This is a genomic window from Hymenobacter sp., from assembly GCF_031398885.1.
Lineage (GTDB): Bacteria > Bacteroidota > Bacteroidia > Cytophagales > Hymenobacteraceae > Hymenobacter.
In genome coordinates this window covers 1-12,709 of the sequence record NZ_JANNOD010000073.1, presented here as the reverse complement: position 1 = coordinate 12,709, position 12,709 = coordinate 1, and the positions used below count along the sequence as shown (strand labels likewise).

Annotated in this window: 9 protein-coding genes; 4 read left to right on the top strand and 5 right to left on the bottom strand. The window is 66.4% G+C overall.

Going from position 1 to position 12,709, the window contains the following annotated elements; all coding sequences use genetic code 11:
- The first annotated feature begins 14 nt into the window (after positions 1-14).
- The 3 genes from topA to RMO51_RS14840 all read left to right on the top strand — a co-directional run bounded on the left by topA (position 15) and on the right by RMO51_RS14840 (position 3,229).
- Positions 15-2,507, top strand: coding sequence for a type I DNA topoisomerase (gene topA, locus RMO51_RS14850; protein WP_310395877.1), 2,493 nt, complete (start codon positions 15-17; stop codon positions 2,505-2,507).
- Positions 2,508-2,597: 90 nt separating this feature from the next.
- A complete protein-coding gene (locus RMO51_RS14845) occupies positions 2,598-2,867 on the top strand; it encodes a hypothetical protein (RefSeq protein WP_310395875.1) in 270 nt (89 codons plus the stop codon).
- Positions 2,867-3,229, top strand: a complete 363-nt coding sequence (locus RMO51_RS14840) for a type II toxin-antitoxin system VapC family toxin (RefSeq protein ID WP_310395874.1) — start codon at positions 2,867-2,869, stop codon at positions 3,227-3,229. Before RMO51_RS14845 ends, RMO51_RS14840 begins: the two co-directional genes overlap by 1 nt.
- 30 nt (positions 3,230-3,259) lie before the next feature.
- On the opposite strand, the gene RMO51_RS14835 is transcribed toward RMO51_RS14840, so the two are convergent.
- The 5 genes from RMO51_RS14835 to RMO51_RS14815 form a co-directional block, all read right to left on the bottom strand.
- Positions 3,260-5,371, bottom strand: coding sequence for a hypothetical protein (locus tag RMO51_RS14835; RefSeq protein ID WP_310395873.1), 2,112 nt, complete (start codon positions 5,369-5,371; stop codon positions 3,260-3,262).
- 7 nt (positions 5,372-5,378) lie between these two features.
- Positions 5,379-6,503, bottom strand: coding sequence for a FecR domain-containing protein (locus tag RMO51_RS14830; protein WP_310395871.1), 1,125 nt, complete (start codon positions 6,501-6,503; stop codon positions 5,379-5,381).
- A gap of 301 nt (positions 6,504-6,804) precedes the next feature.
- Positions 6,805-7,626 carry a DUF4249 domain-containing protein gene (locus tag RMO51_RS14825; RefSeq protein WP_310395869.1) on the bottom strand — a complete coding sequence of 274 codons (822 nt, stop codon included), beginning with the start codon at positions 7,624-7,626 and terminating at the stop codon, positions 6,805-6,807.
- 87 nt (positions 7,627-7,713) lie between these two features.
- A complete protein-coding gene (locus tag RMO51_RS14820) occupies positions 7,714-10,116 on the bottom strand; it encodes a TonB-dependent receptor (protein ID WP_310395868.1) in 2,403 nt (800 codons plus the stop codon).
- Positions 10,117-10,248: 132 nt separating this feature from the next.
- A complete protein-coding gene (locus RMO51_RS14815; protein WP_310395866.1) occupies positions 10,249-10,935 on the bottom strand; it encodes a head GIN domain-containing protein in 687 nt (228 codons plus the stop codon).
- A gap of 537 nt (positions 10,936-11,472) precedes the next feature.
- Here RMO51_RS14815 and RMO51_RS14810 point away from each other — a divergent pair.
- Entirely contained in the window at positions 11,473-12,459 is a 987-nt protein-coding gene (locus RMO51_RS14810; protein ID WP_310395864.1) for an AraC family transcriptional regulator, read from the top strand.
- Positions 12,460-12,709: the final 250 nt, after the last annotated feature.

Genomic DNA, 12,709 nt, shown 5'->3' with positions numbered 1-12,709 from the left:
CCTTTCCCGCCCACATGGTCAAGAATTTAGTTATCGTCGAGTCGCCGGCCAAGGCCAAAACCATTGAAGGCTACCTCGGCCAGGACTTCGTGGTGCGCTCCAGCTACGGCCACGTGCGCGACCTGCCCAAGGATAACAACGCCATCGACATTGCCAACGGCTTCAAGCCCACCTACGTGGTGTCGGCCGACAAACGCGAGTTAATTGCGCAGCTCAAGAAGCTCTCGAAGGAAGCCGAGACCGTGTGGCTGGCCAGTGATGACGACCGCGAGGGCGAAGCCATCAGCTGGCACCTGGCCGAAACCCTGAACCTGCCCCTGGCCAAAACCCGGCGCATCGTGTTCCGCGAAATCACCAAAAACGCCATCCTCGGCGCCATTGCCAACCCGCGCGAGGTGGACCAGAACCTGGTGAATGCCCAGCAGGCCCGCCGCGTGCTCGACCGCCTCGTGGGCTTCGAGCTGAGCCCCGTTCTGTGGAAGAAAGTGAAGCCCGGCCTGAGCGCCGGCCGGGTGCAGAGCGTGGCCGTGCGCTTGGTGGTGGAGCGCGAGCGCGAAGTAGCCAGCCACTTGAGCGCCAGCGCCTACCGCATCGTGGCCCGCTTCGACGCCGGCCGCGGCGCCGTGTTGGAAGCCGAGCTGCCCACTCGTTATAAGGTGCGGACCGAAGCCGAGGCGTTTTTGGCGCGCTGCGTGGGCGCGTCGTACCAGATTGAGAGCCTGGACAAGAAGCCCGGCAAGCGCAGCCCGGCCGCGCCCTTCACCACCTCCACCTTGCAGCAGGAAGCCTCGCGCAAGCTGGGCTTCTCGGTGGCCCAAACCATGAGCGTGGCCCAGAAGCTCTACGAAGCCGGCAAAATCAGCTACATGCGCACTGACTCGGTGAACCTGTCGGGCGAGGCCATGACGGGCGCGCAGACGGCCATCACGGCCGCGTACGGTGCCGAATATCACCACGCCCGCACCTTCAAAACCAAGTCGGCCAGCGCCCAGGAAGCCCACGAAGCCATCCGGCCCACCGATTTTGCCCTGCTGAAAGCCGGGTCGGATTCTTCGGAGCAACGGCTCTACGACCTCATCCGCAAGCGGGCCATGGCTTCGCAGATGGCCGAGGCCGTGATTGAGCGGACGACGGCGGTGATTGGCATCAGCACGCAGCCGGGCGTGGTGCTGGCGGCCACGGGCGAGGTCATCACCTTCGAGGGCTTCCTGAAAGTGTACGCCGAAAGCAAGGACGACGAGGACGAGGACGACGCCAAGGACGGCGAGTCGAGCTTTTCGCGCGGCCTGCCGCCGCTGGCCGTGGGCCAGGACCTGCCCTTGCAGCGCCTGAGCGCCACGGAGCGGTTTTCGGCGCCCCCGGCCCGCTACACTGAGGCGTCGCTGGTGAAAAAACTGGAGGAAATGGGCATCGGCCGGCCTTCGACTTACGCCCCCACCATCAGCACGGTGCAGAAGCGCGGCTACGTGGAAAAGGACACCCGCGAAGGCAAGGAGCGCAAGTTTCACGTGCTGACCCTGGACGGCCCGGCGGTGCAGACCGAGGTGAAAACCGAGAACTACGGCGCCGAGAAAGCCAAGCTCTTCCCCACCGACACGGCCATGGTGGTCAACGACTTTCTGGTGGCCCACTTCCCGGTCATCGTGGACTATCAGTTCACGGCCAAAGTGGAGGACGAATTCGACCAGATTGCCAACGGCCACGAGGACTGGACCCAGATGCTGACCGGCTTTTACGGCAAGTTCCACGCCACCATCGAGGCCGGGCAGGACATCGACCGCAGCACGGTGGGCGGCACCCGCGAGCTGGGCGCGCACCCCGAAACGGGCGAGCGGATTTCGGCCCGCCTGGGCAAATACGGCCCTTACGTGGCCCTGGGCGACACCGAGGGCGAAACCAAGCCCGCCTACGCCAACCTGCGCAAAGGCCAGTTCATCGAGAGCATCACCCTGGAGGAAGCGTTGGAGCTGTTCAAGCTGCCGCGCATCGTGGGCCAGTTCGAGGACAAGGACATGACGGCCAACCTGGGTCGCTTCGGCCCCTACGTTCGCCACGACGGCAAGTTTTTCTCCCTTACCAAGGAGCAGGACCCGCACACCATCACCGCCGAGGAGGGCGTGGCCCTGATTGAGCTGAAGCGCAAAACCGACGCCGAGCGCCTCATCAAGGCCTTCCCCGAGAACCCCGACATTCAGGTGCTGAACGGGCGGTTCGGTCCCTACATCGTGGCGGGCAAGAAGAACGTGAAGATTCCCAAGGGCGAGGAGCCCACCGAGCTGACTTTGGCCCGCTGCCAGGAGCTGGCCGACGCCACGCCTGACAAGCCCGCCAAGGGCGGCCGCTTCGCCAAGAAAGCCGCGCCCGCCGCCAAGGAGGAAAAGGCCGACACGCCCGCCAAGAAAGCCGCTCCGGCCAAGAAGCCAGCGGCCAAAAAGGCCACTGCCAAGAAAAAAGCAACCACGGCCAAGAAGCCCGTTGCCAAGCCCAAAGCTGCCGCAAAGGCTTAAGCAGCCAGACCGTCCGGTCCCACGCTGTTACGTTTTAGCGCGCAGCTAGTAGTTCGCGCTACCGCTTCACCACCTACCCCGTTGCCTGCCATGAATCCCTCCCAGCCCCAACCCGCCGAAGAGCAAATTTTACTGACGGTGGCTGACCAGAGCAAGCTCGACCTGGTGATGGAGTTGCTGAGTCACTTTGACTTGGTGCGGGCCGAGCGGGTGCGGGCGCAAAGCAGCAGAACACAAAATCTGACTCCCGAAGAAAAGGCCCGTCGTTTCCTACTCACCGCCGGGCAGTGGGAAGGACGTACCCTTGACGCCGATGAATTGCGCGAACGAGCAGCCCGCCGGGGCAACAGCGGCAGTTAATGCGGGCGCTACTCGATACCAACATCATTATTGAATTTTGGAAGAAAAATCCGTTGATGCTCCGGCATCTTCAGGTTTTTGTGCCCAATGGTTTTATCATCAGTGCTGCAACAGAGGCTGAACTGATTGTGGGCGCGCTGAACAGAGCGGACCTGCAAAAAATTCGGCAGGACCTGCAATTGCTGGAGGTGTTACCGCTGACACCTGCGATTAGTCAACTTACCAGCGACTTACTGGTCAAGTACACGTTGAGCCATTGCCTGAGCTTCACCGACGCCCTGATTGCTGCTACCGCGCTGCACCACCGCCTGCCGCTGTTCACGCTCAACCGCAAGGATTTTCACTACATCGCCGGCTTGTAACTGCACGAGCCGGCTTGAAATCAGCCCGCGCTAGAACCGCAGTCCCACCTGCAGGCCCGGCCATAGGCGGGTGCGCGACTGCCCGCCGGCCGTGTCGATGAACAGCAGTTGGTTGGCGCCGAAGTCCCAGGCGGGTTGCCCGTCGTTGCGCCAGGCGATGGCCAGGTTCAGGGTGGGCGCTACCACGAGCTGCAGGTGGCCTTCGCGCTCGATTTGCCAGGCCAGGGCCGGGCGCAGCTGGGTGAGCAAGCGGGCGTCGGTCTGCTCGGCAAAGTCGTCGGAGCTGCCGGCCAGGGTCCACTGCACGACGTCGAGGCTGAGGGTGAACCGGCCACGGGGCCGGCCCGCCGTCCCGATGCCGAAGCCCGCGGCCCACTGCACGCGGTTGCCGAAAGGCTCGGCGGCAGCGCCGAGGACGGTGTAGTAGCGGCGCACCCCGAGCTTGACCACGGCGTTGAGCGGCAGCGACTCGCTGGCCCAGACCTCGCCCTTTAAGTAGCCGTGCCGCACGATGTTGACGAGACCCAGCGCCACGCCGTCCACCGAATCGGCCACGTTGATGAGGCCGAACTGCACCCCGCGCACATGCCGGGCCACGTTTACGAGGCCGAACTGCACGCCCCGCACCCGGCGGGCCACGTTGAGAACGGACGCCGTTTGCAAGCCCTGCACATCCATACCGGTGAGGTTGGCCAGTCCGGCGACTTGCACCACCGGCCCGGGCGCGGCAGTGGAGGGCGCCGCGGGCAGCTGCGCCAGCGGGTCGGTAGCCAGGCGGCGGGGCTGGCCCAGCCAGCGGCGCACCCGCGTGGGTTGGTCGGGCCGGGAGGTGGCGCGGCCCGCGCCGCCGGCCACATTGAGCAAGCCGGCCACGTGAATGCCACGGGCGTCGTCCCGCACCGCGTTGAGCAGGCCCGCCCCCTGCAACCCGGACACGGCGCCGCCGGTCAGGTTGGCCAGGCCCGCCAGCTGCACCCCGCGCACCCCCGTGCCCGTCACGTTGAGCAGGCCCGCCGCCTGAAAGCCGCGCACCGAGTCGCGCACCACGTTCACCAGGCCCCCGACTTCTACCGCGCGCACCCCGGCCGCGTAGCCAGCCAGTAGGTTCACGGAGACGCCGTTAATGGTTCGCGCGTTGGCCCGGCCGTTGGTGCTGAGCGGATACACCAACCCCACCTGAGCCAGGCGGCGCGTGTTTGCTACCCGCGTGGCCGCAGACGCCGGCAGCGGGGCCAGAGGCATCACCCCAGGCAAGCGGCCGGGTTCCACCACGGCCCGCACCACCAGCGCCGTCAGTTCGGGTACCGCCACCCCCGCGCGCGCGGGCAGACCGGCCCCGGTTGCCGACGCAGCGCCAGATGCCGGGGCCGTGCCAGTTGTCCCCGCAGCTGGTGCCATCCCCGATTTCGCCACTCCTGCCCGCTTGCCCGCTTGGTATGCCGAGCGGTCGACCGACCGGCTAGCCCGCATTGACCGGGAAGCCGCCACGGCGGGGACGACCGCAGCAGCAGCGCGCACCTTTCCGGGAACCCCCGCCGCTGGCCGCCAGGGTAGTCCCCGGCCGGACCGCCCCAAAACACCCCGCGGCGCGGCGGCCCCCCTGGGCGCCGTGGCGGAGCCGGCCTCGCTGGCCGATGTTACGGTGCTGCTCATCTGGGCCCGGGCCAAAGCTGCCGGGTTTGCTGCTGGGCGGTCCACGGGGGCGGCTGGCGGCCGCGCTGGCCCGGCCCGGCCCATCCCTGCTTCGGCCGGTGTGGGGCGCCCGTTCAGGTTCGTGACGCCCGGCGGGGTTACTTGTCGGGCCGGCCATAGCACCACTTGCCCACTCAGCAGGCCGTAGTCAATGTGCTGCGCGCCCAATACATCGGACAGCACTGCGCGCAAGGGCCGGGGTGGCCCGGCGGGCAGGTACACCCGGCGCGAGGTAGCCAGGCGGGTGCTGCTGTAGGAGATGGAAACTTTGCTTTGGCGCGAGGCTTCGTCCAGCACGTGGGCGAGGGTAACCCACCCGGTAGGGAGGCGCACGGGCCGGTTGAGGGCGAGCGGGTCGGACGGCTGCCCCCGGGCCGGGCGGTTCACCACCCCGCCGGCCAGGGCCAGGCAGCACAGCCCAGTGCGAATCAAGCGGCGAAATAGCGGCATCGGCTTGTCAGTTAGCCGGCGGGCTGACCGCCGGGCTGGGAGCGGTGGCGCACCCGCTGCCGCTCAGAGTGTAGCGCCCGGGGCCGGTGGCCCGCAGCGAGGCCCCGGTAGCCACTTGCAGCACGGCCAGCACCTGGGCCGGCCGCGGCCGGGCAAAAGTACCCGTGAACCGGCACTGCTCCAGCCCGGCCCCGCGCAGGGTGAGCCGGGTGCCAAAAGTGGCCCGCAGGGCCTGGGCTACCTGCGGCACCGGCGCATCGACAAAGCGCAGGGTGTCGGTTTGCCAGGCGCGGAAATTGGCACTCGGAGCGGGAGCCGCGCGCAGGGCGGCGGGCACGAGGCCGGGGGCGTCGGCCGCGTGCAGGGCGGCGCGGGTGCGGGCCGTGAGCAGCACGCTGTCGGGTGCGGCGAGGCGGGCCAGCCACACGCGGCCGTGGGTCACGCTCACTTCCACCGAGTCTTCGGCGGCGTAGGCCCGCACGTTGAAAGCCGTGCCCGCCACCCGCACGCGGGCCGTGGCCGTGCTCACTTCAAAAGGCCGGCCGGCGGCGGGCTTCACCTCAAAGTAGGCCTCGCCCGTGAGCTGCACCCGGCGCGCTTCCCCGGCGCGCGCGCTGGCGTAGTGCAGGCGCGAGCGCGCGTTGAGCCAGGCCCCGCTGCCGTCGGGCAGCCGCACAAACCGCCGCTGGGCGCCGCTGGCGTAGCTGCCGGCCGGCCCGGGCCGGGCCTCGAAAACGCGCCCGACCGTGAGCGCATACGCGGTGCCGGCCACCAGAACCACGCCCGCCGCTAGCCGCAGCGCCGGCGCCCAGGCGGCGGGCGGCCACAACGGCCGCACCGTGGTCGAGGACGTGGTGGCTAAGCGCTCCACGTTCGCAGGCGAAGCCATTAGCGGTCGGAAGCGCTGCCAGGCGGCTTCCACATCCTGCGCCGAAAACAGCGGCGGAGCCGGCGCGGCCTCCCCGGCGCGCTCCCAGGCGCGGGTCACGGTGGTCAGGATTTGCAGGTGGCGAGGGTCGGCGCGCAGCCAGCGGCGCAGCGCGGCCTGCTCATCGGCCGTGGTTTCGGCGGCCAGGTGCTGCGCCAACAGGGCCCAGGGCGCATCATCCGGTTCAGAGTAGCGGCGGGGCATGGCTGAAATGTGAGGACCAGGTAAGGGTTCAGGGGGTAAATAACGAAATGCTGTACCCGTCCCGCAGTAGGGGGCGGGGCTCGCCCCCGCCCGGGGGTGAACGAAATCGGTGCGTGGGCGCGGACGACGGGCGGGGGCGAGCCCCGCCCCTGCTGCGTTTTCGCACTTCGCGATGCGCATAAGATGCGCATAAAAGGCCATTCAGCAGTCTTTCGCCGGAGGTCTGCTGCCTATTACTTTCGACTAACTACTCTACTCAAAGAGTCGGAACCAACGGCAAGTACGGCTGATTTCCCGCTTGCTAGCGCACCACCACCGAATCGGCCCGCACGGTGTAGCCGGCAAAGTAGCCCACGGCCGTTTTATCGGAGCCGGCCTGGGTGTTGCGGACGTTGGTGCGGACGTTGGCCGGGCTGGTGGCAAACAGCCCCACATTATTAATCTGGGTGGCCACCTCGTTCAGGAAATAGAAGTAGTCGCGCGGAATCGAGAGCAGCTCGACCTTGAGCTTGTCGCCGGGTTTGAGCGGGTCTTCGTTCAGCTCCACGCCGCCGATGTAGTTGCCGTCCACCAGCTCGTCGTTGGTGAGGATGAGGTCATCGGGCTTGTTGAGCAGGCCCCCGTTCTTGTACACCCGGAAGCGGTAGTAGTCGCCCACGCCGGGCAGCTCGGGGCCGTTGTAGAGGGCGTAGTAGCCCTCGTCGTAGCCGACTTGTTGGGCCTTAAATTCCAACCCGATGCTGTCGATGGGCGGCGTGCGGCGGATTTCGGTTTCGGCACGGTAGGTCTGGCCGTCGGCCACGATGGTGAGGGTGTAGCGCCCGCCAATGCGCCCGCGCACGGTGCCGCCGCCGCGGTACTGGCCGGGGCTCACTTCCCGGAGCACGTCGCTGCTGCCCAGGTCGTCGGTCAGGGTGAGGGCCGCGCCGAGCACCGGCGGCAGAGCAGCTTCGTTGAAGTACGCCTGGGTGAGGGTCAGTGTGACGACCGCGGGAACGTTCTGGTCCGTGATGTAGCCGTCCACGGCCAGCAGCGGCTGGGCCTTGGGCACGTCGAGCGGCACCACGTCGAGGCAGGAGCTGAGGCTGAAGGCGGCGAGGATAAACAGGAGGAAGCGGTTCATAAAGTGGGGCGGATTAAGTTAAAAGTTAAAAGTGAAGAGTTAAAACACGGTTGATTTTTAACTCTTCACTTTTAACTTTTAACTCGTTTAAAACGTGAAGTTGTAGGTGGCGCTGGGCAGCACCGTGCCAAACACCGACAGGCGCACGGCCTCGGTGCGGGCCGGGTTGTCCTCGTTCTGGCGGAAATAGATGCCGAAGGCGTTGCGGCGGCCGTAGGCGTTGTAGAGGCTGAACGTCCAGGAGCCCTGCCAGCGGCGCTCGGGGCGGGGCCGGTTTTTGAGGGTGGCGGCCAGGTCGAGGCGGTGGTAGGCGGGCACGCGGTAGTTGTTGCGCACGTCGCCGTTCACGTTGGGCACCACCAGGCCCTGGTACACGTAGCGCGAGTCGGGCACGGTGGTGGCCACGCCGGTGCTGTAGCTGAACGTGGACGACAGTGTGAGCCGGTCCGACACCTCGTACATGCCCACCAGGGCCAGCACGTGGGTTTTGTCGTACTTGTTGGCGTACCACCGGTTCTGGTTGATGCCGTCAATGCGGCGCTCCGAGCGGCTCAGCGTGTAGCTCAGCCAGCCGGTAAGGGGCCCGTCGTTCTTCTTCGCGTAGAATTCAGCCCCGTAGGCCCGGCCCCGGCCGTAGAGCAGCTCGGCTTCGAGCTGGGCGTTGAGCAGGGTGTTGGCCCCGGCCACGTAGTCAATCTGGTTGTCCATCTGCTTGCCAAACACCTCCACCGACGTCTCGTAGGCGTTGCGCTGGAAGTTGCGGAAGTAGCCCAGGCTCACCTGGTCGGCGTGCTCGGGGCGCACGTTGCGGGTGCTGGGCAGCCACACGTCGAGCGGCGTGGCGGCCGTGGTGTTGCTGATGAGGTGCAGGTTCTGCACCATGCGGTTGTAGCTGGCCTTGAGCGAGCTGCTCTCGCTCAGCGCGTAGCGGGCCGAGAGGCGGGGCTCCAGGTTGAAGTAGCTGCCCACCCGCTGGCCGCCGCCGTAGGTGCGGGGGTTCAGGGGCGTGAGCTGCTTGCCCAGCTCCCCGGCGTAGTCGTAGAACGTGCCCGTGCTGGTGTTCTCGAACAGGGTGGCCCGCAGCCCGTACTGCACCGAAAACGCCGGCCCGAAGCTGCGCTCCTCGTCCAGGTACGCGGCCCACTCGGTGGCCCGCTGCCGCTGCAGGCGCAGCTCGCGGAAGATGGACGTGGCCTGCGTGGGCACCACCCGGCCGGGCTCAAACGAGTAGAAAATGCTGCTGGCCCCGAAGTGCAGCGTGCTTTGGGGGCTGCGGAAAAACTCGAAGTCGGCCTTGCCGCTGTAATCGGTGATGTTGGACTTCCACTCGAAGCCCTGGGTGCCGCTGGGCACGCCCAAGCCGTAGCCGTAGCGGCTGGCCAGCGTGGTCACGTTCATAAACAAGCGGTTGTTGAACACGTGGTTCCAGCGCAGGGTGCCGGTCTGATTGCCCCAGTTGTTCTGAAACAGGTTGCCAAACTTGAACACGTCGCGCCCGAAGTAGCCCGACAAGAACAGCCGGTCGCGCTCGCCCAGCGTGTAGTTGGCCTTGGCCGAAAGGTCGTAGAAGTACGCCTGGTTGTCCTTCTGCTCGGGCACCAGCTTCAGAAACACGTCGGCGTAGGAACGCCGCCCGGCCACGATGAACGAGCTTTTGTCCTTCACAATGGGCGCCTCCACGGCCAGCCGGCTGCTCACCAACCCCAGCCCGCCGGTGGCGGTGAGCCGCTGCGAGTTGCCGTCCTTCATCCGAATATCGAGCAGCGACGACAGCCGCCCGCCGTAGGCCGCCGGCACGCCGCCCTTCACCAGCTTCACGTCGCGCACGGCGTCGGGGTTGAACACCGAGAACAGCCCAAACAGGTGCGAGGAGTTGTACACCGGCGCCTCGTCCATCAGTATCAGGTTCTGGTCGACGCCCCCGCCGCGCACGTTGAAGCCGGTGGCGCCCTCGCCCACCGTGCTCACGCCCGGCAGCAGTTGAATGGCCCGCACCACGTCGGCCTCGCCCAGCAGGGCCGGCACCAGCTTGATGGCGCGGGCGTCGAGGCGGCTCACGCCGGTTTCCACGCTGCGCACGTTCTGGTCGGGCGCCTGGCCCAGCACCACCACTTCGGCCGTTTCCACGCCTTGCGCGGCCAGCTTCACCGAGTTCGTGCGGCTGGCCGTCAGCTCCAGCGTTTCCTCGCGGGGCGCGAAGCCCACGTAGGTGTAGGTGAGGGTGTAGCGCCCCCGCGGCAGGGTGAGCGAGTAGAAGCCATACTCGTTGGCGGTGGCGCCCGCGCCCAGGCTTTTGATGAATACGGTGGCCCCAATCAGGGCCTCGCCGGTGGCTTCGTCGCGCAGGTAGCCGCTCACCGTCACGTTGGGGCCCGCCGGGCGCGCCGCGGGCGGCGGGGCGGCACCGGGCAAGGTTTGAGCAGCGGCGGGGGCCGGCGCGAGGGCCAGCCACCCGGCCGTAGCCGTCAGCAGAAAGAAGGATTGTCTCATAAAGCAGCTCATTGGGTTTGAAGGGTAGATACCTGACGGGCGGGGCACCCCTACGCGGAAGGCGAAAGTTTTTTGGCGTTGCATGAGACCAGCAGCCGGTCGGCCTTGACTGACTGCCCAAGCTGCTCGCAGCTACTCGACGTGTTTCACCTCGCCTGCGCCGTTCTGCTGCACGTCGAGCAGCCGCGCGGACCCGGCGTAGTGCACAAAGCCCACCCCGCGGTGCTGAATGCGAATGGTTTGCTCGGCGCGTACCCGCACGTTCCCCACGCCCATGTTGACCAGCTTGAGGTGCTGGGCCACCAGGTCACGGCAGTCCAGCTCCCCTTCAGACTTATTATTGATTAATACCTGTCCGGCCGTGCCCGCCACCGTCACACGGCCCGCACAAGCGGAGTGCAGGTTGAGCACGTCGGCCTGGAACAGTAGTTGGGTGTCGCCGAATGACTGGATGCGGACGTCGAGCGGTTCGATGGCTCGCAGGGGCTCGGGGCACACCACGGGGCCGTAGTTGGCAATGTCGAGGTGCTGTAGCTGGCGCAGGTACACCACCACCCGGAGCCGCGAGTAGGCCGGTTGCCGGAGCTTGTTTTCGGTGGTCACGTACAAGGTCTGGCCGGCGTTGTAGGTGGCCACGGAATCGAGCAGGTTGTCGTCGGTTTCAATGACGACTTTTTCTTCGCTGCCGTGGCGCAGCTCCACCGTGCCGTGCACGCTCAGGTGCAGGCGGGTAAAGGAGCTGACTGGTTGCGTGCGCACCGCGAGGGTGCCGTTGCCTTGGAGTTGCATCATCTGGCGGAGTTGTTTGAAAGAAAACATGAAGAGGAAAATGAATTAATCAGGCAATGGTGTACAGGCGAAGCCGTGGGCTTGTAGCAGCGCGGCCACGGCGCGGGCATCGGGCGGGCCGTCGGGGCTCTCCACCCGCAGCACCCGGTCGCAGTCGGTCAGGTCGAAGGTGATGCGGTAGGCCGGGCCGGGAAGCGCACCCGCAGGTGTCGCAGCAGCAAAGCGGCCGTGCGGCGGGTGGCTACGTTGGTTTGGAATACTTCGACTTCGGACATAAGCATGCGGCCCGTGACGAAGAGCGCCGGGGCCGATACAAAATTCCAACTGCCTGACATCGCCTAGATTACAGCTGCCGGAGCCTTGTGTACACCTGCGGGAGCCGGTGACCAGTAGCCCGAGAATAATCCCGGACCTGTAAGCCGAATGTCGTTTTTTGTAAACGTGCCAGGCGGGCAAGGCCGACTTTTGCGGAAGACAAGCCACTGGTTGGGCTTCGGGTCCCGCGGTCAGGCCCCGCCTGTGCTCGGACCGGAAATGGCCTTCTTATTTCCCTGAATCACCTTCGCCATGCCGCTAGAAATAAATTATGTTGGCGAGCCCCTTCCCCCGCTGCCCCACAACAGCGACCCGGCCAACGATTGGCTCCTGGCCGACCTGGTGGAGCAGGCCCAGGAAATGGAATTGCCCACCGGCACGGGCTACATGGCGCACTGGTACATGGCGGGCATCCACATGAACTACGCCCGCTGGCGTTACCACGAGCCTTTCGCTGCCCAGTGGCGCACCGACCGGGAAGCGGTGCACCTGCACTTCAACCTGCGCGGCCGCACCGCCCTGGAAAACCACCGGACCGGCGCCGTGGTCCACCTGGCCAGCGCGGAGCACAACCTGTCCTACTACCGGGGGTTCGAGGGCCTCATCCGCCACGAGGAGCTGGAGTCGGAAACCTTCAGCCTGCAGTTCAGCAAGCCCGTTTTTTTGGCCTTGGCCCAGCAGGCCACCGAGCCGCTGCGCCGCTTCTGCGCCGCCGTGCTGCGGGGCGAAGAGCTGCTGCTTAGCCCGCACGGGTTGCCGCTTTCGCTGGCCTTGCATACGGCCATCCGCGAGGTGCTGGGCTGCCGCTTGGCCGGGCCGCTGAAGAAGCTGTTCCTCTACGCCAAGGCCATTGAGCTGGTGGCCTGGCAGGCCCACGCCACCGAGCAGCACGGCCAAACCCCGCGCCGCTACGTGCGCACGGAGTACGACCGGGAGCGGCTGCTCTTCGCCCGCGACTTTTTGCTGGAGCACCGGGCCCTGCCGCCCAGCCTGCCGGAGCTGGCCCGCGTGGCGGGCCTCAACGAGTTCAAGTTGAAAACCGGCTTCAAGGAGCTGTTCGGCCACACCGTGTTTGGCTACCTCAGCGAGCACCGGCTGGCCGACGCCAATGCTCAGCTGCAAGAGCGCCAAAAAACGGCCAGCGAGTTGGCTTTCGAACTGGGCTACTCCTCGGTGCAGCACTTCAGCGCGGCCTTTAAGAAGAAGTTCGGCGTGAGCCCCACCCAGCTGCGCAGGTAGCCGCCGCCCTGGCGCTAACGACAAGCACTCCTCCACCAACCCGTTGCCCCGCCACCCGTTGCCCCGCCACCCGTTGCCCCTTCCCGGTGGGGAGGGGAAGCCAGTCGTCAGTTGGAAGTTGAGGGTTAAAAGTTAGAGCGGTTTCTCAAACGATGGACGGTCGAGGTAGAGACGCATATTTGCGTCTCGTCTTCTGCGCCGTTCGGGCGATGGTCGTTCAACCGAAAGCTAACGACGAGACGCAAATATG

What these genes read in the sequence shown, in the direction of transcription:
- topA (WP_310395877.1), top strand. Translation starts at nt 15, where the DNA reads ATGGTCAAGAATTTAGTTATCGTCGAGTCGCCGGCCAAGGCCAAAACC.
- RMO51_RS14845 (WP_310395875.1), top strand. Translation starts at nt 2,598, where the DNA reads ATGAATCCCTCCCAGCCCCAACCCGCCGAAGAGCAAATTTTACTGACG.
- RMO51_RS14840 (WP_310395874.1), top strand. Translation starts at nt 2,867, where the DNA reads ATGCGGGCGCTACTCGATACCAACATCATTATTGAATTTTGGAAGAAA.
- RMO51_RS14835 (WP_310395873.1), bottom strand. Translation starts at nt 5,371, where the DNA reads ATGCCGCTATTTCGCCGCTTGATTCGCACTGGGCTGTGCTGCCTGGCC.
- RMO51_RS14830 (WP_310395871.1), bottom strand. Translation starts at nt 6,503, where the DNA reads ATGCCCCGCCGCTACTCTGAACCGGATGATGCGCCCTGGGCCCTGTTG.
- RMO51_RS14825 (WP_310395869.1), bottom strand. Translation starts at nt 7,626, where the DNA reads ATGAACCGCTTCCTCCTGTTTATCCTCGCCGCCTTCAGCCTCAGCTCC.
- RMO51_RS14820 (WP_310395868.1), bottom strand. Translation starts at nt 10,116, where the DNA reads ATGAGACAATCCTTCTTTCTGCTGACGGCTACGGCCGGGTGGCTGGCC.
- RMO51_RS14815 (WP_310395866.1), bottom strand. Translation starts at nt 10,935, where the DNA reads ATGTTTTCTTTCAAACAACTCCGCCAGATGATGCAACTCCAAGGCAAC.
- RMO51_RS14810 (WP_310395864.1), top strand. Translation starts at nt 11,473, where the DNA reads ATGCCGCTAGAAATAAATTATGTTGGCGAGCCCCTTCCCCCGCTGCCC.